At 66.2% G+C, this 23,896-nt stretch carries 23 protein-coding genes; 6 read left to right on the top strand and 17 right to left on the bottom strand.

What is annotated here, in order from left to right; all coding sequences use genetic code 11:
• Window positions 1–17: 17 nt before the first annotated feature.
• The 9 genes from aceE to uraD all read right to left on the bottom strand — a co-directional run bounded on the left by aceE (window position 18) and on the right by uraD (window position 10,254).
• Window positions 18–2,771, bottom strand: a complete 2,754-nt coding sequence (aceE, locus tag FS787_RS07895; RefSeq protein ID WP_186329109.1) for a pyruvate dehydrogenase (acetyl-transferring), homodimeric type — start codon at window positions 2,769–2,771, stop codon at window positions 18–20.
• A 217-nt stretch (window positions 2,772–2,988) separates the two neighbouring features.
• Window positions 2,989–3,834 carry a fumarylacetoacetate hydrolase family protein gene (locus FS787_RS07890; protein ID WP_144671620.1) on the bottom strand — a complete coding sequence of 282 codons (846 nt, stop codon included), beginning with the start codon at window positions 3,832–3,834 and terminating at the stop codon, window positions 2,989–2,991.
• Between the two features lie 59 nt (window positions 3,835–3,893).
• Window positions 3,894–4,619 carry an aspartate/glutamate racemase family protein gene (locus tag FS787_RS07885; RefSeq protein WP_144671619.1) on the bottom strand — a complete coding sequence of 242 codons (726 nt, stop codon included), beginning with the start codon at window positions 4,617–4,619 and terminating at the stop codon, window positions 3,894–3,896.
• Window positions 4,620–4,627: 8 nt separating this feature from the next.
• Entirely contained in the window at window positions 4,628–6,067 is a 1,440-nt protein-coding gene (locus FS787_RS07880) for an amidohydrolase family protein (protein WP_144671618.1), read from the bottom strand.
• A 44-nt stretch (window positions 6,068–6,111) separates the two neighbouring features.
• The gene (locus FS787_RS07875; protein ID WP_144671617.1) at window positions 6,112–6,939 is read right to left on the bottom strand and encodes an aspartate/glutamate racemase family protein; all 828 of its coding nucleotides are present in this window, start codon (window positions 6,937–6,939) and stop codon (window positions 6,112–6,114) included.
• On the bottom strand, window positions 6,936–7,619 hold the full coding sequence (locus tag FS787_RS07870; RefSeq protein WP_144671616.1) for a GntR family transcriptional regulator: 684 nt from the start codon (window positions 7,617–7,619) through the stop codon (window positions 6,936–6,938). Before FS787_RS07870 ends, FS787_RS07875 begins: the two co-directional genes overlap by 4 nt.
• A gap of 68 nt (window positions 7,620–7,687) precedes the next feature.
• Window positions 7,688–9,037 (bottom strand): MFS transporter, encoded by a 1,350-nt coding sequence (locus FS787_RS07865; RefSeq protein ID WP_144671615.1) that lies wholly within the window; start codon window positions 9,035–9,037, stop codon window positions 7,688–7,690.
• A gap of 381 nt (window positions 9,038–9,418) precedes the next feature.
• Window positions 9,419–9,760 carry a hydroxyisourate hydrolase gene (uraH, locus tag FS787_RS07860; RefSeq protein WP_144671614.1) on the bottom strand — a complete coding sequence of 114 codons (342 nt, stop codon included), beginning with the start codon at window positions 9,758–9,760 and terminating at the stop codon, window positions 9,419–9,421.
• Window positions 9,757–10,254, bottom strand: coding sequence for a 2-oxo-4-hydroxy-4-carboxy-5-ureidoimidazoline decarboxylase (gene uraD, locus FS787_RS07855; protein ID WP_144671613.1), 498 nt, complete (start codon window positions 10,252–10,254; stop codon window positions 9,757–9,759). The genes uraH and uraD overlap by 4 nt, the downstream gene beginning before the upstream one ends.
• Window positions 10,255–10,499: 245 nt before the next feature.
• On the opposite strand from uraD, the gene FS787_RS07850 reads away from it, so the two are divergent.
• The 4 genes from FS787_RS07850 to FS787_RS07835 all read left to right on the top strand — a co-directional run bounded on the left by FS787_RS07850 (window position 10,500) and on the right by FS787_RS07835 (window position 12,505).
• Window positions 10,500–10,841, top strand: coding sequence for a YciI family protein (locus FS787_RS07850; protein WP_144671612.1), 342 nt, complete (start codon window positions 10,500–10,502; stop codon window positions 10,839–10,841).
• A gap of 111 nt (window positions 10,842–10,952) precedes the next feature.
• Window positions 10,953–11,192, top strand: a complete 240-nt coding sequence (locus FS787_RS07845) for a hypothetical protein (RefSeq protein ID WP_144671611.1) — start codon at window positions 10,953–10,955, stop codon at window positions 11,190–11,192.
• Window positions 11,193–11,369: 177 nt separating this feature from the next.
• On the top strand, window positions 11,370–11,696 hold the full coding sequence (locus tag FS787_RS07840) for a helix-turn-helix transcriptional regulator (protein ID WP_144671610.1): 327 nt from the start codon (window positions 11,370–11,372) through the stop codon (window positions 11,694–11,696).
• Window positions 11,693–12,505 carry a cation diffusion facilitator family transporter gene (locus FS787_RS07835; RefSeq protein ID WP_186329142.1) on the top strand — a complete coding sequence of 271 codons (813 nt, stop codon included), beginning with the start codon at window positions 11,693–11,695 and terminating at the stop codon, window positions 12,503–12,505. Before FS787_RS07840 ends, FS787_RS07835 begins: the two co-directional genes overlap by 4 nt.
• A gap of 4 nt (window positions 12,506–12,509) precedes the next feature.
• Here the strand turns inward: FS787_RS07835 and FS787_RS07830 are convergent, their stop codons facing one another.
• The 3 genes from FS787_RS07830 to FS787_RS07820 form a co-directional block, all read right to left on the bottom strand.
• Window positions 12,510–15,131, bottom strand: coding sequence for an AMP-binding protein (locus FS787_RS07830; RefSeq protein ID WP_144671609.1), 2,622 nt, complete (start codon window positions 15,129–15,131; stop codon window positions 12,510–12,512).
• Between the two features lie 134 nt (window positions 15,132–15,265).
• Window positions 15,266–15,562 carry a hypothetical protein gene (locus tag FS787_RS07825; RefSeq protein ID WP_144671608.1) on the bottom strand — a complete coding sequence of 99 codons (297 nt, stop codon included), beginning with the start codon at window positions 15,560–15,562 and terminating at the stop codon, window positions 15,266–15,268.
• Between the two features lie 489 nt (window positions 15,563–16,051).
• Window positions 16,052–16,888 carry an alpha/beta fold hydrolase gene (locus FS787_RS07820; protein WP_144671607.1) on the bottom strand — a complete coding sequence of 279 codons (837 nt, stop codon included), beginning with the start codon at window positions 16,886–16,888 and terminating at the stop codon, window positions 16,052–16,054.
• A gap of 176 nt (window positions 16,889–17,064) precedes the next feature.
• Between FS787_RS07820 and FS787_RS17960 the strand changes: the two genes are divergently transcribed.
• Entirely contained in the window at window positions 17,065–17,232 is a 168-nt protein-coding gene (locus tag FS787_RS17960; RefSeq protein WP_186329108.1) for a hypothetical protein, read from the top strand.
• Between the two features lie 529 nt (window positions 17,233–17,761).
• On the opposite strand, the gene FS787_RS07815 is transcribed toward FS787_RS17960, so the two are convergent.
• The 4 genes from FS787_RS07815 to FS787_RS07800 form a co-directional block, all read right to left on the bottom strand.
• Entirely contained in the window at window positions 17,762–18,421 is a 660-nt protein-coding gene (locus FS787_RS07815) for a GntR family transcriptional regulator (protein ID WP_144671606.1), read from the bottom strand.
• Window positions 18,422–18,540: 119 nt separating this feature from the next.
• Complete coding sequence (locus tag FS787_RS07810) at window positions 18,541–19,533, bottom strand: transketolase family protein (protein WP_144671605.1); 993 nt, start codon at window positions 19,531–19,533, stop codon at window positions 18,541–18,543.
• Window positions 19,530–20,432: a transketolase gene (locus tag FS787_RS07805; RefSeq protein ID WP_144672050.1), complete on the bottom strand. Its 903-nt coding sequence runs from the start codon at window positions 20,430–20,432 to the stop codon at window positions 19,530–19,532. Before FS787_RS07805 ends, FS787_RS07810 begins: the two co-directional genes overlap by 4 nt.
• A gap of 82 nt (window positions 20,433–20,514) precedes the next feature.
• Window positions 20,515–21,852, bottom strand: coding sequence for an MFS transporter (locus FS787_RS07800; protein WP_144671604.1), 1,338 nt, complete (start codon window positions 21,850–21,852; stop codon window positions 20,515–20,517).
• Window positions 21,853–22,169: 317 nt separating this feature from the next.
• On the opposite strand from FS787_RS07800, the gene FS787_RS07795 reads away from it, so the two are divergent.
• Window positions 22,170–22,943, top strand: a complete 774-nt coding sequence (locus tag FS787_RS07795; RefSeq protein WP_144671603.1) for an SDR family NAD(P)-dependent oxidoreductase — start codon at window positions 22,170–22,172, stop codon at window positions 22,941–22,943.
• Between the two features lie 33 nt (window positions 22,944–22,976).
• Here the strand turns inward: FS787_RS07795 and FS787_RS07790 are convergent, their stop codons facing one another.
• Window positions 22,977–23,876: a serine hydrolase gene (locus FS787_RS07790; protein ID WP_144671602.1), complete on the bottom strand. Its 900-nt coding sequence runs from the start codon at window positions 23,874–23,876 to the stop codon at window positions 22,977–22,979.
• Window positions 23,877–23,896: the final 20 nt, after the last annotated feature.

The following is a 23,896-nucleotide window of genomic DNA, read 5'->3' as shown; positions in this document are numbered from 1 at the left end:
CTGCGCCCTCGATGGCGTCAGGCGTCGCCGCCCGCTCCGCCGGTGGTGCCGGCGTTGACGTCCAGGAGCTTGTAGCGGTCCATCGCATAGGCGGGGACCCCGCCGTCGACCTCTCCGCGGGTAGCGAGCAGCTGCAGGGTCTTCACCACAATCGAGTGGGTGTCGTTCTTGAAGAAGCGGCGGGCTGCGGCGCGGGTGTCGGAGAAGCCGAAGCCGTCGGCTCCGAGCGAGGCGAACTGGTGGGGCAGGAACTGGCGGATCTGGTCCGGGACGGCCTTCATGTAGTCGGTGACCGCCACGATCGGACCGGCGGCCCCGGCGAGCTGCTGGGCGACGAACGGGACGCGGGCGGGCTGGCCGGGGTTGAGGAAGGCGGCCTCCTCGGCGGCGAGTCCGTCGCGGCGCAGTTCGTTCCAGGACGTCACAGACCAGACGTCGGCGGACACGCCCCAGTCCTCGGCGAGGATCCGCTGGGCCTCGAGGGCCCAGGGGACGGACACGCCGGAGGCCAGGATCTGGCTCTTGGGCCCTTCCGCGTCCGACGCCGACACCCGGTAGATGCCTTTCAGCACACCGTTGACATCGAGGTTCTCGGGTTCGGCCGGCTGGAAGATCGGCTCGTTGTAGACCGTGAGGTAGTACATGAGGTTCCGGTCTTCCGACTCGGGACCGTACATCCGCTCCAGGCCGTTCCGGATGATGTGGCCCATTTCGTACCCGAAGGCGGGGTCGTAGGTGAGAACGGCGGGGTTCGTGGCGGCCAGGATGGGGGAGTGGCCGTCGGCGTGCTGCAGGCCTTCACCGGTGAGGGTGGTGCGGCCGGCGGTGGCGCCGATGATGAACCCGCGGGTCATCTGGTCCGCGGCGGCCCAGAAGGAGTCTCCCGTGCGCTGGAACCCGAACATCGAGTAGAAGACGTAAATCGGGATCAGCGGCTCGCCGTGCGTGGCGTAGGACGTGCCGGCGGCGGTAAACGCCGCCACCGCCCCCGCCTCGTTGATGCCCGGATGGATGAGCTGGCCCTGGGCCGATTCCTTGTAGGCAAGGACCAAGTCCCGGTCCACGGAGAGATAGCCCTGGCCGTCCGGGTTGTAGATCTTCGCGGAGGGGAAGAACGCGTCCATGCCGAAAGTGCGGGATTCATCCGGAACGATCGGCACAATGCGGTGGCCGAACTTCTTGTCCCGCATAAGGTCCTTGAGCAGGCGCACGAACGTCATGGTGGTGGCAGCCTGCTGCTTCCCGGAGCCGCGGTTGGCGACTTCATACGCCTTGTCATCCGGGAGGGTGACATCGGTGTGCTTGGAGCGGCGTTCGGGGACGAAGCCGCCCAGGGCGCGGCGGCGGTCCATGAGGTACTGGATCTCGGGGGAGTCCATGCCGGGGTGGTAGTACGGGGGCCGGTAGAGGTCCGCTTCGAGCTGGTCGTCCGTGATGGGGATGCGGAGGTGGTCGCGGAAGGCTTTGAGGTCCGCGAGGGTGAGTTTCTTCATCTGGTGGGTCGCGTTGCGGCCCTCGAAGTGGGTGCCCAGGCCGTAACCCTTGACCGTGTGGGCGAGGATGACGGTGGGTTTGCCCTTGAACTCGGTGGCGGCCTTGTACGCGGCGTAGACCTTGTTGTAGTCGTGGCCGCCGCGCTTGAGGTTCCAGATCTGGTCGTCGGTGAGGTCCTGGACCATTTCCTTGGTCTGCGGGGTTTGTCCGAAGAAGTGCTCGCGGACGAACGCTCCGGACTCGGCCTTGTAGGTCTGGTAGTCCCCGTCGACGGTTTCGTTCATGATCTTCACGAGCGAACCGTCCCGGTCCTTGGCCAGCAGGTCATCCCATTCCCGGCCCCAGACGACCTTGATGACGTTCCAGCCCGCGCCGCGGAAGAACGCCTCGAGTTCCTGCATGATCTTGCCGTTGCCCCGCACGGGCCCGTCGAGGCGCTGGAGGTTGCAGTTGATCACGAAGTTGAGGTTGTCGAGCTTGTCGTTCGCGGCGAGCTGGAGCAGGCCGCGGGATTCGGGCTCGTCCATTTCCCCGTCGCCCAGGAACGCCCAGACCTGCTGGTCGGAGGTGTCCTTCAGGCCGCGGTTGTGCAGGTACCGGTTGGACTGGGCCTGGTAGATCGCGTTCATCGGGCCGATGCCCATCGAGACCGTGGGGAACTCCCAGAACTCCGGCATCAGCCGCGGATGCGGGTACGAGGACAGGGCATGGCCCTCCTTGGACTTCTCCTGCCGGAACCCGTCCAGGTCCTCCTCGGTCAAACGGCCTTCCATAAACGCCCGGGCATACATGCCGGGGGAGGCGTGGCCCTGGAAGAAGACCTGGTCCCCGCCGCCGGGGTGGTCCTTGCCGCGGAAGAAGTGGTTGAACCCCACCTCGTACAGGGTCGCGGCCCCGGCATAGGTCGAGATATGCCCGCCGACGCCGATATCGGCCCGCTGCGCCCGGTGCACCATGACCGCGGCGTTCCACCGCAGCCACGCCCGGTACTTCCGCTCGATCTCCTCATCCCCAGGGAACTCGGCCTCCTGGTCCACCGGAATGGTGTTCACGTAATCCGTGGTGGTGACCATCGGAACACCCACGGACTGCGCGCCCGCCCGCTGGAGCAGGCTGCGCATTATGTACTGGGCACGCTCGGTGCCCTGATCCTGAATCAGCGCATCCAGGGACTCCAGCCACTCGGCGGTCTCTTCCGGATCACGATCAGGCAGCTGGTTAGTCAACCCGCTGAGGATATGGGAGGTCTCTTCTCCTGCAGCCACGTCCAACCTCATTTCATCATTGAATGGTCGGCTCAAGTTTTCATTCTGTGAGAAAACTTTCTTGCAATTTGAGAATACTGAGCCGATTGCGGGCAGTCAAAACAGGCCGGCAGCCGGCCGCCGCCCAGAGCGTGCCAGCAGTCTGTGGGCGGATTGTGACAGCGACACGGGGCCCGCGGACCTCCCTGTTGCCGTGGAAGGCCATGTCAACCGGGCCTGCGTGCCCCTATCACGCGTGGATAAAGTCCTGACGCTGGCGTCCAAGCCCGGATACTTCGATTTCCACCACGTCCCCGGCTCTGAGATAAGGAAAGCGTCCGGACAGGGCCACGCCCTCCGGGGTTCCGGTGCAGATCAGGTCTCCGGGTTCCAGGACGAGGTACTGGCTGAGGTCGTGGATGAGGGTGGCCACGTCGAAAATCAGGTCCTGCGTGGTGGAGTCCTGGCGCGGCTCCCCGTTCACCCAGCTGCGCAGCCGCAGGTTGCCCGGGTCCACGTCCTCCGGGGTGACCAGGTACGGGCCGGTGGGGCAGAACCCGGCGCAGCTTTTGCCCTTGGACCACTGACCGCCGGGACCTTCCAGCTGGAAGGTCCGCTCGGACAGGTCGTTGACCGTGACGAAGCCCGCGATATGGCTGAGCGCATCCGCTGGTGACTCGAGGTAGGACGCGCGGGTGCCGATGACCACGCCCAGTTCGACTTCCCAGTCTGTCGTGGTGGAACCGCGGGGGATGGCGACGGCGTCGTAGGGTCCCACCACGGTGTTGGGAGCCTTCTGGAACAGGACCGGCGCCGTGGGTGGTTCGGAACCCGACTCGGCGGCGTGCGCGGCGTAGTTCAGTCCGATGCCGAACACGGATGAGGGCCGGGTGATGGGGGCACCGATGCGGAGTCCCGCGTCATCCATTTCCGGCAGTTCCCCGGCCGCCAGGGCGGCTGCTGCGCGGGCAGGACCGCCCGAGGACCAGAAGTCCGCGTCCAGGTCCGGGGTGAGTCCGGCCAGGGAGTAGTAGGTGCCTCCGTCCATGATGGCGGGGGTTTCGGCGCCGGCGGCGCCGAGGCGTGCAAATTTCATGCGGTGATGTCCTTCTCTTGAGGACCGATCCCTCAAGGACCGGTCAGGTTCCCCACGGCTCAGGCCAGGAGCCTGCCCCAGCGCGGGTCCAGCAGCGGAGCGCCCGCCATCTTGAGGCAATGCCACAGAGTGACGGCCACCGAGTCCAGCGCGGGAACGCCTGTTCCCGCCTCGATCTCGGCGGTGATGTTGGCGCCGTAGAGGTTGGTGCAGAGGTAGATGATGGCGTCCGGCCGGGCTGCCGCCAGCTCCAGCGAGCCCGGACGCATCTCGTCGTCGGCCACGCGGGCGAACGATTCGTTGTCACTCAGGCCCAGGAACCGGTGGCCGAGGGTCTTGATGCCGTCCCGTTCATAGGACGCCATGATCTGGTGGTTGACGTCCGCGGTGTATGGCGTGAAGAGTCCGATGCGTTCTGTGCCGAAGGTCTTGAACGCCTCCAGATACGCCAGGGTGGAGGTGGTGGCCGGGATGCCGGTGGCGTCGGTGATGTCCCCGACGAGCCGGCGGTCGTGGTCGGCGCCGAGCCAGGATCCAGAGGTGCCGTTCCAGGCAATGACGTCCACATCGGCCGTGGCGAGGAGCTCGGCGGCCGAGCGCATCACGGCGGCGTCGAATTGTTTGTCCGAGGACTGGTCCAGGGCGATCCGGGTGACCGGGATCCGGGCGAAGTGGATGGTGACGTCGTCGCGGCTGCCGAGAATCCGGTAGCTCTGCGGTTCCAGGCAGGTGTTGGACGACGGCACAATCATGCCGATGCGGGTGGGTCGGTGTGCGGAGGGCATGGGGGCTCCTAACGGGTGGCCTGGGCGGCGGGAACGGGGGAGGAATGCGCGGCGGACTGGTGTTCGCGGAAGCCGGCCCGGGACACGAAGCGGCCCACGGGGCCGGGGTCGTGGAACCCCTCGCCGTCCAGCACCACACGTCCGGCGGAGACGACGACGGCGGGCCAGCCCGTGAGCGTCCGGCCGTCGAAGGGGGAGAAGTCGGTGCCCATGTGGAGGGCGCCGCCGTCGACCGTACGTTCCTCGTCCGGATCGAAGATGACCAGGTCGGCGTCGAACCCGGGCGCGATGGTTCCCTTACCGGGAAGGGCGTTGATGCGGGCCGGGCCGGCGGAGAAGACTTCAACGAAGTCCTCCACGCGCGCCTCCGGGGAGGTTCCCATCAGGGCCGTGAACGTGACGGGCATCCGGGTCTCGACGCCCGGGAGCCCGTGCGGCATCTCGCGGATGTCGTCCGTGCGCTCCCGCTTTTGCGTGAGGTCGTAGCAGGAGTGGTCGGACGCGACGGTGTGGATGGCGCCGTCGGCCAGCCGTTCCCGGAGCGCGGCGACGGTCTGCGGGCTGCGCATGGGCGGACAGCAGGCAAACCACTCGGGCATCACCGAGCCGTAGACGCTGTTGTCGAGGGTGAGGTAGTGCGGGCAGGTCTCGGAGTACGCCTCCTGGCCGCGGGCGCGGGCCTCGCTGACCAGATCCACGGCGCCGGGGGTGGACTGGTGCACAAAGTAAACGGGGGCGCCGGTGTATTCGGCCATGGCCAGGGTTTCCTTGACCGAGACCTCCTCTGCCAGTTCGGGGCGTGTGCGGTGCAGGTGTTCGATGCCGATCCGGCCGTCGTCCGCGTGTTGCCCGGTGCAGTCCGCGATGATGGGGTCGTGCTCGGCGTGGATGTAGGTGAGGCCGTCCAAGCGGACCATCTCGCGCATGACCTTCAGGATGGTGTCCCCGTCCGCCATGGTGGTGCCGCGGTTGGTGGTGTACATCTTGACGGACCGAACGCCCTCGGCGGCCAGCTGCTCCAGCTGCCACGGCATCGTTTCGTCCCAACTGACCACGGAGCCGTGCAGCGCGACGTCGCACCGCGCCTCCCGGGCCAGTTCCTTCTTGTGCAGGACGGCGGCGAGCGGGGTCTCCCGGGTATCGCGCGGGATGCCGAAGTCGATGATGGTGGTGGTGCCGCCCCACAGGGCGGCGGTTGACGTGGTCGCGTAGTCATCGAGGGTGCGGAACCGCCCGGTGATCTGGGCGACGTGGCAGTGCCCGTCGACGCCGCCGGGAATGACCAGCAGGCCGGCGGCATCGATGGTGCGTTTAGCGGCGGGGACGGGCCCGGCGGCGTCCACCAGCCGGTCGACGCGGCCGTCCCGGACCACAACGTGGGCCTCCTGGCGGCCGAAGCTGTTGACCACGGTGCCGTGGGCGATGACGAGTTCGGGGGTGTCGGACATCGGTGTCCTCCTAGGTTGAAGTGGGGCAGGCGTGGCCGGCGGTGCTAGGCCGGCGTGGTGGTTCCGCTGAGCGCGGCGTCGCGCGCGTCGCCGTCGTGCGCGGCGTTCTGCGCGGTGGTGAGGGCGGCGTCCAGGTTCGCGGAGAGGCCGCGGCGGGATTTGGCCGGGGGAGCCGCGAAGGCGCCGGCGCGGTGCGGGCCGGACCCGAGGCCGGCCACCGCTTCCGCCATGCGGATGCCCGCGGAGATGCCGTCCACCACGGGGACCCGGATCTGCCCGCGGAGTTCGCGGGCCAGGCCGGCGAGCGGCGCTCCGGCGAGGATCAAGACGTCGGCCCCGTCCTCGGTGACGGCCTGGTGGCTCAGAGCCAGCAGGGTGGCCTTGAAGTCCTGCTGCACCGAGGCGATGCCGTGGAGGGCCTCGTTGATGGAGCGGATGGAGGCGAGCCGGCCGCCGAGGCCGAAGCGTTCCACACAGTCCTGGTACCAGGGCCGGATCCGGTCCGAGATGGCGATGATGGAGATGCGGTGCCCCTGCAGGGCGGCGGCGCAGAGTGCGGCCTCGGTGATCCCGATGACGGGAATGTCGGTGAGTTCCTTCAGCGCCGGCATCCCGGGGTCGCCGAAGGCCGCCACCACCACCCCGTCCACGCCGTTGTCCGATCCGGACCCGTCGCGCGTGTATTCGGCCATGATTTCGGCGACTGCTCCCGCCGCGATCAGGGACTCAAAGCGGGTTTCGATGTATTCCACACCGTACCCGGCGGTGCGGACCACAAGGTCGGTTCCGGGGGAGGCGGAGCGGAGGGCCTCCGCTTCGATCAGGGCGGTGACGTCGTCGCTGATGTTGGGGTTGATGACAAGAAGTTTCATAGTTTCTTCCGATGAAGGGCGGGTTCTGTCCGGCTGAAATCCTCCGGAAACTGTTCACGGTATTTACCGATGTGCGACGCCGATTGGGCGGCGGCGCGTTCCGGGTCGCCGCTGGCGATGGCGGCGTAGAGGGCGCGGTGTTCGGCGATGAGTTCGGGCAGGTCGCTGACGTGGCGGAAGAGCCAGTGCATGCGGCCCTGGAGCGGCTCCAGCGCGGACCTGAGGAAGCCGTTGTCCGCGATCCGGGTGATGGCATCGTGGAATTCGCTGTTGGCGCGGTGGGCTTCCATGACGGCGCCCTTGGCCAGGCAGCGGTCCGCTTCGTCCAGCAGGCCTTTGAGGGCGCCGAGGTCGTCGGGTGTGGCGCGGGTGGCGGCCAGCCGGCAGGCGAGCACCTCGAGGGACTGCCTGACGTCGAACAAATCCTCGACGTCCTTGGGGCTCAGGGTGCTGACCTCGGCCCCGCGGGCACCCCGGTCGCTGAGGAGCCCTTCCTGGCGGAGCATACGGAGCGCTTCGCGGACGGGGAGCCGTGAGACGTTGAATTCGGCGGCGAGGTCGCGTTCCACCAGCCTGGTGCCGGGAACGTAGTGCCCTTCGAAGATCCTGTTGCGGAGGGTGTCCCGGACGGCCTCGCGGAGGGGGCGTTCTTTGTCCTGGGTGTCTTCTGCGGTGTGCATGGTTCTCCACTTTCGGTTCTTGTCTGGCAATGCGTTCCCGGCATCAGGAACAGGCGCGTGTGGCTAGCTTAGACAGGTAGCCGTTTGTTGTAGTTCAGGGTCAGGACGGAGACTCCCATGACAATCGCGGATCCCACGAAGTACAGCAGCGCCCAGGTGTAGGAGCCGGTGGCGCCCACAATCAGGCCCACCGCAATCGGGGTCACGAAGCCGGAAATGTTGCCGCTGAAGTTCATCGCGCCGCCCAGGACGCCGGCGTTCGTCCGGCCGCCCAGGATGGAGGGGATGCTCCAGAACAGGCCCACCCAGCGGAGGAAGAACATCACCACGGACAGGAGGACGACGGCGGTGGTGGGGTCCGCGACGACGGTGACGCCGATCAGGCCGCCGATGACGACGACGCTGGAGGTGCCCAGGAGCGTGCGCATCACGCGGTTGGCGGAGGCGCCGGTGGACTGCCACTTGTCGGCGATGGCGCCGCCGAGGATTTCGCCGACGAAGCCGGCCCCGAAGATCACGAACGTGGACCAGCCGATGGTCTTGAGGTCGAAGCCCTTGTCCTGGGCCAGGTACAGCGGACCCCAGGTCAGCAGCCCGTAGAAGACGCCGTTGAAGCCGAGCCAGCCGAAGCACATGGCCCAGAAGGAGCGGAACTTCAGGTAGGGCAGGAGTGCGCGTTTGCCCTTGCTGCCGTCGAGCTCGGCGGCAGCGTCCTCCGCGGCGTGGGAGGCCTCGATGTATTCGGCCTCGGCGTCGTTGACCCCGCGGTGCTGGCGCGGATTGTCGCGGACGTACCACCAGACGGCCAGGCCCATGAGGACCGTGGCGGCGCCGGCGATGATGAATGCCAGGCGCCAGCTGCCGGTGGAGGCGATGAGGCCGGCGATGATGATGCCGCCCAGGCCTGCTCCCAGGGGAGCGCCGGCGTCGAGGATGGTGGCGCCGCGTCCGCGCTCTGACTTGTGCATCCAGATGGCGTTGAGCTTGCCGCCGGCCGGCATCACACCGGCTTCGGTGACGCCGATGCCCAGCCGGGCAATGAACATGCTGAGGAAGCCGCCGGCCAGGCCGGAGGCCGCCGTGGCCGCGCCCCAGCCGACGCAGGACGCCGTCATGACTTTGCGGGGGCCGAACTTGTCGATCAGGAGGCCCACCGGGACCTGCATCAGGGCGTAGGTCCAGAAGAAGGCGGAGAGCAGGAGGCCCACCAGCTCGGGCGCCAGGTTGAATTCCTTCTGGATGATGGGGAGGGCCACCGAGATGGACCCCCTGTCGATGTAGTTGACGGCGACGAGGACCAGCAGGAGCAGGAACATTTTCCAGCGGACGTTGGTGCGACGTTGCACGCCGTCCTTGCCGGTTTTGTCGGTGCTGTTATCGGGCAGCGGTACTGCGGTTTCGGTGTTTGGAAGTGACACAACTTCTCCTTTGCAGAGAGGAAGATTGCAGACGGGGAGAAAGACTTGGGTGACAGCGGGGCAGGGGCCGGAGTGTGGGGCGACCTGGGACCGAATCCAGAGGAGGCCGGCAATGAACTGCGGCTCGGGATCTGGATCACCGTCTTTTGGGATCCCATTTTGGGATCCCAAAATTCAGATTAGGAGTGACCCCCGCCACTGTCAAGGGTTCTGGTTCCGTTGTGGCCCACCTGGGCCAAATTACTGATTGTGACTGCTGGGGGCGGGGATTCCGCGAGGGGTAGGGGCCGGGAACCGGGCTTCGGGACCGGGCGCCGTGCGCGCAAAAGGGCCCGCGGCATCGCCGCGGACCCTTCCCGTTGTGTCAGGTTTCTGCTGCTCTCAGCTGCCCCGGTAGGTGGAGTAGGCGAACGGGCTCAGCAGGAGCGGCACGTGGTAGTGGGCCTCGGACTCCACCACGCCGAACGTGAGGATCACCTCCGGGAAGAACGTGTCGGTGCCGCTGGCGGCGAAGTACTTGCCCGTGTCGAAGGCCAGGCGGAAGGTCCCCGAGGGCAGCCGGTCCGGTCCGAGCTGTTTCACGCGTCCGTCCGCGTCGGTGGTGCCCTCGGCGATCTGGATCCAACGCTCGCCGTCGAGCATGTGGAGGGTGACCGGGACGTCCGCCGCCGGTTTGCCGGAGCCGGTGTCGAGCACATGGGTGGTGACGTGGGACATGCTCATTTGCCGATCAGTCCTTCGAGTCGGAGCACTGCGATTTCCCGCAGCTGCTGGCCAATGATTGCTTGTTCCTCTTCGGGGGTGTGGGCGAGCCGAGTATTGAGCGCGGCCAGGATTTCCTCGCGGCTGCGGCCGGCTGCGCGGATCAGGAACACCTGACCGAATTTCTCCTCGTAGGCCCGGTTGCCTTCGGCCAGGGCTTCCGCGACGGCAGTGTCGGCCTCGCCCAGTCCCGCCTGCTCCGACTGGGACAGCCTGGCTTCGGTGCTGTTTCCCGCCGCCCGCTCACCGATCCGCGGGTGGTGGGCCAGGGCGGCGTCGATCTCGGCCGGGGTGAACGGGTTGGCTGCGCCGCGGCCGGCGTCCAGGAGTGCCTCGATGGTGGCGTAGGGCCGCGCGTCGGCGACTTCGTCGATCCAGCGCCGGATATCCAGGCAGGGGCGCAGGGCATCGGCAGCCTCCGCGCGGCCGGTCGCGTTGAACTGTTCAAGGTGCATGAGACAGGTCCTCGTATGTGATGCTGGCATCCACGGTGTAGGGCTATGCGGATATTTCCTTCCGCATCATGGAACTGTTATTTCAGCATATGCAAAAAGTGAACCGTACTGTCCTGCGGGTGTCAACTTTCGGATCTGTGGGCGACGGCGGGCTCCTGCGTTTGGAGCCGCCGGGAACCTTGCGCGGCGCGCCCGCGTCGGCGAGGATGAAGGCGATCCCGTGCTGCGAAGAAGGAGTCGACGCGATGACCAAGTATCTGATCTCGTTTCCTAGTGCCGCCATGGTGGTCCCTGAGGAAGAGATGCAGGCTGTTTCGGATGCGTCGCGCGCCGTGGTCCAGGAGGCGAAGGACGCCGGTGTCTGGGTGTTCGGCGGCGGCATCAATGAGAGTGTCCCGCCCGTGATGGTCGACGGTGACGGGACCGTGCGCGAGGGCACCTACCCGGAGACCGCGCAGCTCGAGGGCGGCTACTCGGTGCTGGAGCTGCCCTCGTACGAGGCAGCCCTGGAGTGGGCGGCGAAGATCGCCGTCGCCTGCCGTTGCGCGCAGGAGGTGCGCGCTTTCGCGTACGACCCCGCCAGTTAAGTTCCGGCCGGTCGAGTCCCGCCGGCCCGCGGTCGATCTAGCCCACGGGCGGCTACTTCGGCTCCCACGCTAGTCTGGGAAAGATTTGATCCGCGGACGAAAGGCAGAGCCATGAGCGATCCCACTGAACCGAGCAACGACCCGGCCAATCTGCGGGGGCCGGGCGACCCGGACGCCGTCGAAGCCCGCCAGCCGCACGCCGAACCCGGCCAGGCCGGCAACATCCGCGAGGAACAGCTGACCCAGGCCGCCGGAACAGTGCCCGCAGCCTATGTCGGGTCCGGCGACTCCGACGCGGAGGACAAACCGGAAGACGCCGCCGAAACCGGCATGTGGGACGACGAGGTGTAGCCTCTTCGCCTGCGGTGCGGGGGCACTTTGCCGCGGTCCGGCGTCAAAACGGACGACGGTCGCCCGGCGTTTTGGGGGCGGCGGCACAGTCCGGTCGGTTTTGGGTCTCGTGCCGTCCCAGCTCCACACCCAATGTACACAATTGCGTGAATTCATGTCCGGATGTACTTTGAATGGATGGAAACGCTTACGCACGCCCCGGTTTTGGCCCGGTTCGGCTACGCGGTCTCTGACCCTACCCGGGCGCGGATTCTGCTCGCCCTGGCCGGGGCGCCCGCCTATCCATCCGAGCTGGCGGACTCCCTCAAAGTCTCGCGGCAGAGCATGTCCAACCACCTGACATGTCTACGGGGCTGCGGGCTCGTGGTCGCTGTCCCGGATGGTCGCCGTACCCGGTATGAGCTCGCCGACGCTCGGCTGGGACATGCGATCACAGACCTGCTCGGCGTGGTGCTGGCCGTCGACCCGGCCTGCTGCGCCCCGGACGGGACGTGCCTGACGTGACCGCGACACTCCAGACCGCGCCCACCCCATCCCGCCGCGCCCTGCTGAGCCGACGCATCCGGCTGCTCGCGGCCGCGACCATTACTTACAACCTCATTGAGGCGGCTGTAGCGCTCTGGGCGGGTAACGTGGCGGACTCCGCGGCACTGATCGGCTTCGGACTCGATTCAGTGATCGAAGTTGCCTCCGCAATCGCCCTCTCCTGGCAGTTCTCCGCCTCGGACCCCGAGCGACGCGAGCACCTAACCCTGCGAATCATCGCGATCTCCTTCTTCGCCCTAGCACTGTTCGTCTCCGTGGACTCCGTGAGGTCGCTGGCGGGAGGCGGCGGGGCACAGCATTCCACTCCGGGCATCGTTATCGCAGCCCTGAGCCTGGCCATCATGCCCGTCCTGTCCTGGCTGCAACGCCGCGCCGGCCGTGAACTCGGCTCACGCACCGCCGTCGCGGATTCCAAACAGACCCTGCTGTGTACGTATCTCTCCGCGGTACTGCTGGTCGGCCTGGTTCTGAACAGCACACTGGGATGGTGGTGGGCGGACGCCGGCGCGGCACTGATCATCGCCGGGATCGCCGTCCGTGAGGGCGTTAGTGCCTGGCGGGGTGACGCCTGCTGCGCCCGCCCGCAGGCCGGGGCCAGCCACGACGGGGAAGACGGTGATTGCTGCGCCCTCCCCGGAGCGAGCGCAAGAATGAACGACGACTGCGGACCGGCCGAATCAGGCCGGACGGCCGTTCCGACTTCGGAGGCTGAGCAAAATGCAGGTTCCGGCTGCTGCGAGGGCTGCGGGTCCGATCCTGAACAGTAAGTTGTCAGCCTTTCCGTGCCACCACGACGCGGCTGAGTCTGTAGCCCCGCCGCGACCGAAGCCGGCGCTCGATGGATGCCACGGCCCGGGTGGCTGCGGCCCAGTACAGGATCCCGGCCGCCAGTGATGCAGCCACTGCCAGGGCTTTGTCTGTCGGGTCGAAGAGCGGGTAGACCAGCCAGTGGGTGACGTAGATATACAACGAGGCACTTGCCAGCAGGGCGGTGATTCGGTGGAGTCCGCGCGGTACTGCCAGTGTGGGCATCCAGAGCAGGATGAGGAATCCCGCCAGGATCGTTGCGCTACGGTACGGATCGTCGAAGGATCCAGGGACCGTCAGCAGGGCCACTGCTGTGACGGCGGCCCGTTGCCACAGTGTGCGCGACTCGGCAGCAGCCCAACCAAGTCCGAACAACCACAGGACCGGGCCCTGGCCCGGGTAGCGGCTATCGATTAACTCGAAGAGCAGCGGCAGGTCAGCGGCCACCAGGGCGAGGGGGAAAGCCAATGGCCACCTTCGCTGCGCGCGGTCTGCGGCCGGTATTGCCAGAAGGAGGGCGAGGCCGACCAGGATGTGGACCAGGATCTCGATAAACCAGAATCGGGAGTAGTCGGTCCACCCTTCCGGCCCAAGGAGGGGGTTCAGCAGGAAGACGTTGGCCCACGTGTAGGAATCTGTGACCGCGAAGGCGAGTCCGATGACCGCGACGCTGGGCGCGACGATCCGGGCTACGCTTCGCAGCTGCCGTCGGAACCGCGTACCGCGCGTGCCGACCAGTTGGAAGCGGGCAAAGTTGTAGCCAGCGACGGCCATAAGCACGTGGGCGGTGCCTTCCCATGTGAAGAACCCGATGTGCGTGGAGACGATGAAGATGATGGCTATGGCGCGGAGCGCGATTCCCGTTTCCATGGGGGCAAGGATCCGCCGGTGCCAGCCGCGCGTAGTGGACACCGGCCGGCCCGCCCGCTGCCCTGCAGGCTCGTCTGACGCCTCGGCCGCCTGACCCTGCGGGTGGTGCGGAGCAAGGGAAAGCTCACAGACAGGTATCAGGTGCCACCCCTGAGGAATATAGCCCAGCGTGCGTTCCAGCCGGACCGAAGCTGCGACGTAGGACAGGGAGTCACCGCCCAGGGAAACGAAGGTGTCCGTATCGGCGATGTTTTCCTGTTCAAGAACCTCCGCGAATATCGACCTGACATCGGCCGGACGTTCTCCCGGGGGCGTCCCCAGATGAGCACCGTTGGCGCCGTCTTCTCCGCTGGTCGCCAGGGCCAGCAAGGCGGGGTAGTCCGGCTTCCCGTTGACCAGGCGCGGTATCGCCTGTACGGAGTGGAGTTCGACGGCGGCGCGCGGCACGCCCAGATCCTGGGCCAGGGCCTTGGCGATCAGGGGTAGGTCGTGGCTGCCTTCCACTGCAGCGACCACGACGTCGTCCGATCCGGCTGCCGCGGCGGTCACGCCGAGGTTCGCCAACAGGCGTTCAACTTGGCCCAGGTCAACCCGGAGACCGACGATTTTGACGAAGCGGCTGCGCCTGCCCACGATCTCGTAGAGGCCCTCGGTCCCGCGACGGGCCAGGTCGCCGGTGTGAAGTTCCGTGATGACTCGGCCCAGGGCGAGATCCTCGGGCCGTTCGGCGTACCCCAGCATGACGTTGGGTCCGGTGTAGACAAGCTCGCAGTCATCCAGCCCGGGCACGGGCTCCAGTCGGAAGGATCCGCCAGGGACGGGAACCCCGATGGCGTCGGGATGCTCCGCGGCCTGGTCGGGTGGTAAATAGGCCATCCGGGCCGTGGCCTCGGTCTGGCCGTACATAACGAATAGATCCCAGCCCTGCCGCTGGCCCATTTCTGCGTAAGCACGCACCCGGTCCGGATCGAGCCGCCCTCCCGCCTGGGTGATATAGCGCAAGCTGGGCAGGTTCATGTGTTCAAATCCCACGCGCTCGAGCAGATCGAAGGTGTAGGGCACAGCTGCGAAGGATGTCACCTCTGCGGCGCGGGCCAGTTCCCAGAAGCACGGGTCTACCACCGAGAGATCGGTCAACTCCAGGGACGCGCCCACCAGGAGGTGGCTGTTCACCACACTCATGCCGTAGCAGTACGAGAGGGGCAGTGTGGTGGCGGCCGTGTCGCTGGGACGTAGGTGCAGATACTGGGCAATCGCTGCGGCATTTGCCTGCAGGGAATCGGCGGACAGCCGGACAAGTTTGGGTGAGCCGGTGGATCCGGAAGTGCTTAGCAGAAGCGCCAGATCAGGGTGCAGGTCATGCCGGGAATCTTCCCGGCGCACTTCCGGCACCGCCTCGCCGTCGGACGCGCGGACTACGATATCCGGGTCGTACGCCTGAACGAGCGCCTCGGCGCCGTCGCCCGTGGGCAGGATAAGGAGCGGATTGCCGGAGGACAGGGCGGCGAGATAGACCACCACGGACGCCAGCGTGTTTTCAGCCTCGAGGGCGATTAGTCGACGGTCGGGTCCGAAGGAGCGGGCCGTGTCAGCGACGCGGCGGGCCAGTTCGGCATAGCTCACCGAGTGGCCTTTGGTTCTAATGGCGGTGCGGTCTCCGAAGCCAGCCAGCCGGGCGGCGAACGAGACTCCGATCAGTTCTGGCTGTACAGTCACGCCCTGCAGGATAGTAGGTAAAGCTAACCTAACTCAATTGGAGTATTTCGACGGTCCCTCCGCCCACAAGGGAGAGCCAGAGGGAAATCCTCTGGCTCCCGATGCGCACTCGCCGGCGCAGGCATCCCGGTGGATCAGCGGCGCACTGTCTCCAGGTCGCTCTCCTCCCAGTGTGTCCAGTTGGACCAGCGTCCATGGTCTGTGCTGACCCTGAAGGAGACCAAGTGGTACACCTTTTCGGGGCCGCGGCGATCATAGTTCGGTACCCAGTCGTAGCTGTGCAGTGTGACCGCCTTGTCATGGCGGTCGAAGGACTCCCTGAACCACGATGAACCCAGGTAGTGGTCGTTGCGGCGTTCGTCCTCGAAGCGCAGTTGCCGGATTTGTACGGTCCGGCCGTCACGGCAGTGGACCTTGATCTTAAAATCCACTCTGCCGTTGCCACGTGACTGGGGCTCGAGGGGATCGACTGTACACCCGCGGTACGACGTCTCGGCCTGGGCCGGTGCCGCCAGTGCCAGCGGAACCCCCGTTATTCCGATGCCGATGGCCGAGAATAAGGCCAGCCTTGACCGCCAGGTGGGGGTTTTCTTGGCGGTTGGAGTGATGGACATTGTTTTCTTGCTCCTACATTAATGATGCGAATCACCAATATCGGACGGTGCTTTGACGGCGACGGTTGCGCGTCGAACGAGGAGCAATCGAGGCGGTAGCGATTCCGTCCATTTTCGAATAGCACCCCGTATTCTGCGGGGCTTGGATCCGGGGCCCGCTGGTGGTACTTACTCGGCCCGGTATATCTATGGTCCTCCTGCTTCGGCCGCCGCGCCAGCCCTCATTCCCCTGCTGCGACCCGTTGGGCTGGGGACATGTCCACCCCGCCGCCGCACGGATCCAACCGGCGGCGGCGGGACGAGGACCTACTTCCCCAGGAACCCCAGCAGGGCCTCGTTGACCTCGGCGGCGTGGGTCCAAAGCATGCCGTGCGGGGCACCTTCAATCTCGACATATTCCGCGGCGGGCAGGGCCTTGGCGAACCGGCGGCCCGTGACGTCGATCGGCAGGATCTTGTCCTCTGTGCCGTGGACGATCAGCGCGGGGACGTCGATCTTGGGGATGTCGCCGCGGAAGTCGGTGAGCCAGGTGGGCTGCGCGGCTGCCGAGGCGGTGGGTCCGCCCGAGGTCGCCAGGTTCCAGCCTGCCCGCATGACCTCTTCGCTGAGCCGGGGCGTGCCCAGGAAGGTGTCGCTGTTGTAGAAGTTCTTGAAGAACTCGGTGAAGAAGGCGTAGCGGTCGGCGGTGACGGCGTCCATCAGGCCGTCGAACACGGACTGCGGGACGCCGTCGGGGTTGTCATCCGTCTGCAGGACGTAGGGCTCCAGCGAGCCGAGGAAGACTGCCTTCGCCACCCGGTCCGAGCCGTAGGTGCCGAGGTACCGGCCCACCTCGCCGGTGCCCATCGAGAAGCCCACCAGCACGGCGTCGTTCAGGTCCAGGGTGGTGAGCAGGGTGTTGAGGTCCGCGGCGAAGGTGTCGTAGTCGTAGCCGTCGGTGGGTTTGCTGGACTGGCCGAAGCCGCGGCGGTCGTAGGTGATGACGCGGTAGCCGGCGCCCAGCAGGGCAGTGGTCTGCTTCTCCCAGGAGGATCCGTCCAGCGGATAGCCATGGATCAGCACCACCGGCTGCCCGGTTCCGTGGTCCTCGTAGTAGAGCTCGATGTCGGTGCTGTTCTCGGTTCCAACCTTGATGTAAGCCATGTCAGCGGTCCTCTCGGTACGGTTCGGAAGTCAGTTCGTGCAGGAGCGGCGCGGCGCTGGTGCCACTGTACGGAACCAACGCCGGCAGGCAACGGGGTGTTCCCACGCCCGTGATTTTAGAGCGGATACCCCTAGGGGTATAGTAGTTGCAACAGACCTACCAAAAGGAGAACCAGATGTGCCGACAGGTTGCATGCAAGAAATGCGATAAGACCACTTGGGCCGGCTGCGGCCAGCACGTTGACCAGGTCATGCGGGGCGTCAAGAGCGCCGACCGCTGCAAGGGTCACGAGGGTGAAGTCAGCACCAAGACCGGCTTCTTCGCAAAGCTCTTCGGCCGCTAAGCTTTCCCCTCCAGAGCCTCACCCGAATCGTCTAACGGCGTGGCTTCGCCTCGCTCAAGCCGGAACACGGGTCGAGGCCATATTCGGTAACCTCACTTCGTACTTAAGGCACGTATGCGGCTGGGGCAGCTCTGCAGCAGAGCCGCCAATCTAGCAGGGTTGTAGTCGGCGCTGCTGCACCGTATATGACCGATATCTGCCAGGTGAATGAGCTGCCTCACCTTTGGTCCCGGCGGCCAGATCCACAAAATGCGTCCCTTGACGAAGACCTCGTCAACAATTCCAGGCTGTTGGTCTCCTGTCTTGAACTGAATCAGAATACGGTCGTGCGTCCTGAGCAGTTCCCAGCGGGGGACGAGGAATTCGGCTGGGATTTGAGCGGCTGTTTTCTGGGACATATGCGCTCCTTCGGCTATGGCGAAATTTTTTGGCGCGCCGAAATTTGTCTATCGGTGCAGGTAATGGCAAATCCCGTTACGCGGCCCAGGAGCCGGCGTTCCGTTGTGGACGGACCTGTTGGCCCCTCCTGCTATGCCACGAGGTTGTCTGCGGCGGTGTCCATGTGCTCGCGGATGGTCTGCCGGGCCAGGGAAGCGTCGCCGGTTTCGATGGCGGCCACGATGTCGCGGTGGCGTTTGACGCTCATGTTCTTGACGCCCTTTTCCAGCCCTCCGAACATGATGGACATGCGGATGGAGCCTTCGAGCGCGGTCCAAGAGTGAAGCAGTGTCTCGTTGCCGGTGAGCCGGCACAGAGTGCGGTGGAATTCCATATCGGATTCTATCCGCTCCTCCAGTGAGGCGTCCTGGCCGTTTTCCATGGCGTCGATTGCCAGATGCAGGGCTTCGATCGCCCGCATGCGGTCGGGCAGCTCGCACAGTGTGCGGGCGGCCAACGATTCCAACGCCGCGCGTACGGCGAATATATCTTTGATCTCTTTCTCGTCGAGGTGGCGGACGGACAGCCGCCCGCGCGGGCCGGCGGAGAGCAGTCCTTCCTGTTCGAGCTGCCGCAACGCTTCGCGGAGGGTGCCGCGGCTGATCTGGAGCATGTCGGACAGTTCCGTTTCCACCAGGTGCCGTCCGGGTGCCAGTTCGCCGCTGGTGATGGCGGTGCGCAGCGCAGCAAGGGCCTGCTCGCGGAGGCTTTTCTTTTGCAGTCCCAGCAGGGGTGCTGTTGCTCCGGCCATCGTGGTGGTTCCTCGCTGTCAGTGGTCGACTGTTTACCGTGGTGTGTTAACTGTCGATGTTACGCCAGGAGCGCGGAGCAGGCATGTGCCGGCTCCGCGCTTCGGCTGCGCGGCCCGGCCTAGCCGAGTTCGGCGAGGACCTTCGCTACGATCCGCTGAACCGTCAGGCCGTAGCGCTCGTGCAGGGTGGGGAGGGCGCCGGCGTCGAGGAACTCGTCCGGCAGCGCGACGGGGACCACCTTCTTGCCGAGTCCTGCGGTGACGACGGCGGAGGCGACCGTTTCAAACAGGCCTCCGATCACGCTGTGGTTTTCCAGCGTCACCGCGAGCCGGTCGGTGTTGAGCTCGGCCAGGACAGTTTCGGCGTCGAACGGCTTGATGGTGGGCGTGTGGACGACGGCGACGTCGACGTTGTGCCCGGCCAGTGCCTTGGCGGCCTGGAGCGCCCGCATGGTCATCAGCCCGCTGGAGACGAAAACGACGTCGGCGCCACCGCGCAGCACCTTGGCCTTGCCGAGTTCGAAGGTGTAATCGTATTCGTCCAGGACGGTGGGGACGTTGCCGCGCAGCAGCCGCAGGTAGGTGGGCCCCTCGCTGGCCGCGAGCTGGGGGACGGCCTGTTCAATGTCGATGGAGTCGCACGGATCCACAATGGTCAGGTTGGGCATGCCGCGGAAGATCGCCATGTCCTCCGTGGCCTGGTGGCTGGGTCCGTAGCCGGTGGTCAAGCCCGGGAGCCCGCCGACGATGTTGACATTGAGGTTGGGTTCGGCGCTGTCCAGGCAGAGGAAGTCGTAGGCGCGCCGGGCCGCGAACACGGAATAGGTGGACGCGAACGGCACCAGCCCGGTCTCGGCGAATCCGGCGGCGGCCCCGAAGAGCAGCTGCTCGGCCATGCCCATTTGGAAGAACCGCTCCGGGAAGGCCTGCGCGAAGATGTGCATGTCCGTGTACTTGCCCAGGTCGGCGGTGAGGCCAACGATCCTGTCGTCCTCCTGCGCGGCCTTGACCAGGGCGTGGCCGAACGGTGCGGAGGCGGTCTTCTGGCCCGGATCGGCGAAGGACGCGATCATGGCCGAGGTCTTCAGCTTGGGTGCGGTCGACGTGCTCATCGGGCAGCCTTTCGTTTGTATCCTGCGGTCAGCTGCTCGCGGCAGAGCTGCCATTCGTGTTCTTCGATGCGCATGAAGTGCGCCTTTTCGCGGTCCTCGAGCAGCGGAACGCCGCGGCCCACCTTCGTGTCGCACAGGATCACGGAAGGGCGTCCGACGGCGGCGGCCTGGGCGGCCGCGTTGTCGAACGCTGCCAGCAGGGCTGACATGTCGTTGCCGTCCACCCGCTGCGTGTACCAGCCGAAGGACTCCCACTTTTCGGTGACGGGCTCGGTGCGTAGCACGCTGTCCGTCTTGCCGTCAGCCTGCAGCGCGTTGATGTCCACCATGGCGGTGAGATCGCCCAGCTGGTGGTGGTGTGCGCCCATCGCGGCCTCCCAAGTGGATCCTTCATCCAGCTCGCCGTCGGAGAGGAAGTTGTAGACCCTCGCCGTCGAACCCTTGTAGCGGAGGCCCAGCGCCATTCCAACGGCGATAGTGAGGCCGTGGCCCAGGGAGCCGCCGGAGATTTCCATGCCGGGGGTGTACGTGGACATCCCGGACATGGGCAGCCGGGAATCGTCTGAACCGTAGGTCTCGAGCTCCTCGACCGGCACGATACCGGCCTCGGCCAGCGCCGCGTAGTGCCCGATCGCGTAGTGCCCGGTGGAGAGCAGGAACCGGTCGCGCCCTTCCCATTCGGGGTCTGCGGGCTCGAGCCGGAGCTGGTCCGCGTAGACCGCGGCGAACATGTCCGCCGCGCCGAGGGCCTGGCCGACGTAGCCCTGGCCCTGTACCTCGCCCATGTTCAGGGCGTGGTGCCGGATCCGGTACGCGGCGGCACTGACGCGTTCGAGGCGCTCGGTCGCAGTTTCCCCGGCGTCGCCGGGGGCTTGGCCGTGTGCTTGTGTTTCTTGGATGAGAACCACGATTGTCCCTTTCTGTGTGGCGGGCTGGGCCGCCGGTAAGGCCGCGAGGCCCGGGTAGGTGAGTGGCGTGTGGCTAGGCGTTTACGTGCGTGGGGGTGCTTTTCGTGGCCTCATCGGCCAGTTCACGCTCGCGCTTGCCCCAGGTTTCCTTGGTGACGAGGGCGGCCCAGAGGCCGATCGCGGCGTAGGTGCTGAAGAGCAGTGCCGGGCCCATCCAGCCGAAGCTGACGAACAGCAGCGTGGTGATGAAGGGGGTGAAGCCGGAGACCATGGCCGAAATCTGGTACGCAAGGGAGGCGCCGGAGGAGCGGGTCTTGGCCTGGAACAGTTCGGGGAACCAGGCGCCCTGTGCGCCGGCGAGGGAGTTCTGGCAGACAGCGTAGGAGATGGTGATCGTGGCGATGATAGCGATGAACAGGCCGGTGTTGACCAGCAGGAACATCGGGATGCCGAACAGTAGGGCGAAGGCGCAGGACCAGATGTAGAGGGGGCGGCGGCCGATCCTATCCGTGAGGCGGGCCCAGGCCTGGGTGGCGAAGATGCCGAGGGCCGAGGCGATGCAGAGGGCCACGAGGGTCTGGGTCTTGTCAGCGAGCTGTTCGGTGTGGAGGTAGGAAATCATGTAGGTGATGGAGACGGCGTAGCCGGCGGTCTCGGCGACGCGAAGGCCGATGCCTTTGACGATGTTGCGCCAGTCGGTCTTGATGACCTCGGTGATCGGGGACTTAACGATGGCGCCGCTGTCCTTGACCTCGTCGAAGACGGGGGACTCGGGGACCTTGGCGCGGATGATCAGGCCGACGGCGACCAGCACGATGCTGGCCAGGAACGGAACGCGCCAGGCGAGTTCGCCGCCCAGATTCACGCTGACGAGGAACACCAGGTTGGCCAGAAGGAGCCCGACGGGGAAGCCTGCCTGGACGATGCCGGTGTACTTGCCCTTGGACTTCCAGGGCGCGTGTTCGTAGCTCATCAGGATCGCGCCGCCCCATTCGGCGCCGAAGGCCAGGCCCTGGACGATACGCACGAAGACGAGCAGGGCCGGGGCCAGCAGGCCCACCTGCTCGTAGGTGGGGAGCAGGCCGATCATGAAGGTGGCCACACCCATGAGGATCAGCGATGCGACGAGGACCGGCTTGCGGCCTACCTTGTCGCCCAGGTGCCCGCCGATGATGCCGCCGATGGGCCGGGCGGCGAAGCCGACGCCCAGGGTGGCGAAGGCGGCGAGCGTGCCAGTGACCGGGTCGCCGGTCGGGAAGAACGCTGTGCCGAAATATAGCGCAGCTGCCGTGCCGAAACCGATGAAGTCATATGTCTCGATCACTGCGCCGACGCCGGAACCGACGGCGACCCGCTTTGCGTCCTTGGTTCCGTGGACGTGACCACGCATTTTCAGAGCTTCGTTGCTCATGAGGTGAATCCTTTCGAAGACCGGTCGCCGTCGCGGCGGAGCCACGGTCGACTGTTAACAACGGATGCTCCAGTGTGATCCGCGTCATGCATATCTGTCAACTGCCAACGTCAGGGGTTGACTGTTAACAGTGGACTCCGTAACGTGGTGTCCGTCACTTCAGGCCATCAAAGAGGATCAACGACGATGTTCAACTCCAGACTCGGCTGGTCGTCCATCAGCTTCCAGCATCAGGACCTGAGCACCGCCTTGCGGACGGCAGTTACGGGGCAGTCGATCCCAGCAAGAGTTACAACCCCCACCATTCAAGGAGCATCATGACCACCATCCAGCGCACCGCCGTCCTCACCGGGGCAACGTCAGACCGCGGCATCGGTATTACCACTGCCCGCCGCTACGCCAGCCAGGGCTGGGGCGTGGTGATCCTGGATCTCGACGGCGAGAAGTCCGCCAAGGTCGCCTCGGAAATCGGCAACGAGTTCAACGTCCCTGCCTTCGGCCACGAGATCGACGTCGCCAATGAGGACTCCGTCAACGCCGCCTACCGCGCAGTGGCCGCAGAAGTGCGCAACGGCAGCCTTCCGCCGGTGGGCGCGCTGGCCAACATCGCCGGCATCACCTCACCGGTGCCGTTCCTGGAGACCACCCTGGATCTCTGGAACAAGGTCATGGCCGTGAACTCCACCGGCACCTACCTGGTCACCAAGGCCTTCCTGCCGGACATGATCGCAAGCGGCTGGGGCCGGATCGTGAACATGTCCTCTGTATCCGCGCAGCGCGGCGGCGGTGTGTTCGGCAAGGTCCCCTACTCCGCCGCCAAGGCCGCCATCCTCGGCTTCACCAAGGCACTGGCGCGTGAAATCGGCGCCACCGGAGTGACCGTCAACGCCATCACCCCGGGCGCCGTGGATACCAACATCCGCGTGGGCAGCACGGAGGAGCAGGAAGCCGCCATCAACGCCGGTATTCCCCTGGGCCGCAACGCCACCACCGAAGAGATCGCCGCCGTGATCACCTTCCTGTCTTCCGAGGAATCCGCCTACCTCACCGGCACCACCATCGACATCAACGGCGGAAGCCACATCCACTAGTGCAGCGGGGGCGCCTGCTTATCAGCCGGACGCCTACTCCAGCAGCGCCCGCGTCACCACCTTGGTGAGCCCGTGGATCACGGCCAGGCGTTCCTTGCTCTCGCCGTCCTCGCCCCAGGTGTAGATGGCCAGCGCGTAGGAGCGCTCGCCGGAGGTTAGGAGCGCGGCGTCGTGGACGTAGCCCTCCAGCTCGCCGTACTTGTGCTGCACCGTGATGTCCGGCCCGACGGCGGCCGGAATGAGGCGTTCGTTGTTGGTCTTCTGCATATAGCCCAGCAGTTCCTGCGTGTGCTCCGCGTTGAGCAGCTTGCCGGTGGAGAGCTGCGTAAGCACGTCAGCCATCTCAGCCGCGGTCAGCAGGTTTTGTTCGGGGTCGTAGCTGATCCCGATCGACGCGGCGTACTCGATCAGCTCCGGATAGCCGATGTCCTGCATCAGCAGCAGCCAGGCGTCGTTGCTGCTCGCGTTGACCATCGCCTGGAGCTGGAACGCGGCGTCGAAGCTCCCCAGCGGCGCGTCGAGCGACTTCTCGCCGGCTTCCACCAGGTGGTAATAGGCCACCGCCGTGATGATCTTGGCGGTACTGGCCGCCACAAACTCGGCCCCGTCGCCGTAGCTGCGCGGCTCCCCGCCGTGCGTGTCCGCGAGGACGACGCCGATCCGGTAGCCGGAGTTCGCCGCCAGGATCCGCTTGATTTCGGCGTCGAGGTCGACGGCGGCCCGCGGTGCCGCCGCCGGGGCCGCGGGCGCGGGCTCGTGCCGCTGGGTCTGCGGGCCGGCGAGGAACTCCGTCCGGGGATCTGGCCCGGAGCGGACGACGCCGGCCGTCACCACGCCCAGCAGCACCAGGACCGTGGCCGCCCAGACCAGGAGCAGCTTCCTGCGCGCAGTGAGGGAAGTGGCGGCCGGGCGGGATGGTCCCGAGGTGTTCATGGGGCAGGGCCTTCCGGGTC

The sequence above is a fragment of the Arthrobacter sp. U41 genome, assembly GCF_007679325.1.
Classification (GTDB): Bacteria; Actinomycetota; Actinomycetes; order Actinomycetales; family Micrococcaceae; genus Arthrobacter.
Note: the sequence above shows the minus strand (reverse complement) of the source record. Positions and strands in the feature narration are given on the sequence as shown.

Coding starts and splice junctions, on each gene's coding strand:
- FS787_RS07840 (WP_144671610.1), top strand. CDS start 11,370: ATGGAAACGCTTACGCACGCCCCGGTTTTGGCCCGGTTCGGCTACGCG.
- FS787_RS07875 (WP_144671617.1), bottom strand. CDS start 6,939: ATGAAACTTCTTGTCATCAACCCCAACATCAGCGACGACGTCACCGCC.
- uraD (WP_144671613.1), bottom strand. CDS start 10,254: ATGCACCTTGAACAGTTCAACGCGACCGGCCGCGCGGAGGCTGCCGAT.
- FS787_RS07800 (WP_144671604.1), bottom strand. CDS start 21,852: ATGAGCAACGAAGCTCTGAAAATGCGTGGTCACGTCCACGGAACCAAG.
- FS787_RS07845 (WP_144671611.1), top strand. CDS start 10,953: ATGAGCGATCCCACTGAACCGAGCAACGACCCGGCCAATCTGCGGGGG.
- uraH (WP_144671614.1), bottom strand. CDS start 9,760: ATGAGCATGTCCCACGTCACCACCCATGTGCTCGACACCGGCTCCGGC.
- FS787_RS07790 (WP_144671602.1), bottom strand. CDS start 23,876: ATGAACACCTCGGGACCATCCCGCCCGGCCGCCACTTCCCTCACTGCG.
- FS787_RS07890 (WP_144671620.1), bottom strand. CDS start 3,834: ATGAAATTTGCACGCCTCGGCGCCGCCGGCGCCGAAACCCCCGCCATC.
- FS787_RS17960 (WP_186329108.1), top strand. CDS start 17,065: ATGTGCCGACAGGTTGCATGCAAGAAATGCGATAAGACCACTTGGGCC.
- FS787_RS07795 (WP_144671603.1), top strand. CDS start 22,170: ATGACCACCATCCAGCGCACCGCCGTCCTCACCGGGGCAACGTCAGAC.
- aceE (WP_186329109.1), bottom strand. CDS start 2,771: ATGAGGTTGGACGTGGCTGCAGGAGAAGAGACCTCCCATATCCTCAGC.
- FS787_RS07850 (WP_144671612.1), top strand. CDS start 10,500: ATGACCAAGTATCTGATCTCGTTTCCTAGTGCCGCCATGGTGGTCCCT.
- FS787_RS07870 (WP_144671616.1), bottom strand. CDS start 7,619: ATGCACACCGCAGAAGACACCCAGGACAAAGAACGCCCCCTCCGCGAG.
- FS787_RS07810 (WP_144671605.1), bottom strand. CDS start 19,533: ATGAGCACGTCGACCGCACCCAAGCTGAAGACCTCGGCCATGATCGCG.
- FS787_RS07880 (WP_144671618.1), bottom strand. CDS start 6,067: ATGTCCGACACCCCCGAACTCGTCATCGCCCACGGCACCGTGGTCAAC.
- FS787_RS07885 (WP_144671619.1), bottom strand. CDS start 4,619: ATGCCCTCCGCACACCGACCCACCCGCATCGGCATGATTGTGCCGTCG.
- FS787_RS07815 (WP_144671606.1), bottom strand. CDS start 18,421: ATGGCCGGAGCAACAGCACCCCTGCTGGGACTGCAAAAGAAAAGCCTC.
- FS787_RS07820 (WP_144671607.1), bottom strand. CDS start 16,888: ATGGCTTACATCAAGGTTGGAACCGAGAACAGCACCGACATCGAGCTC.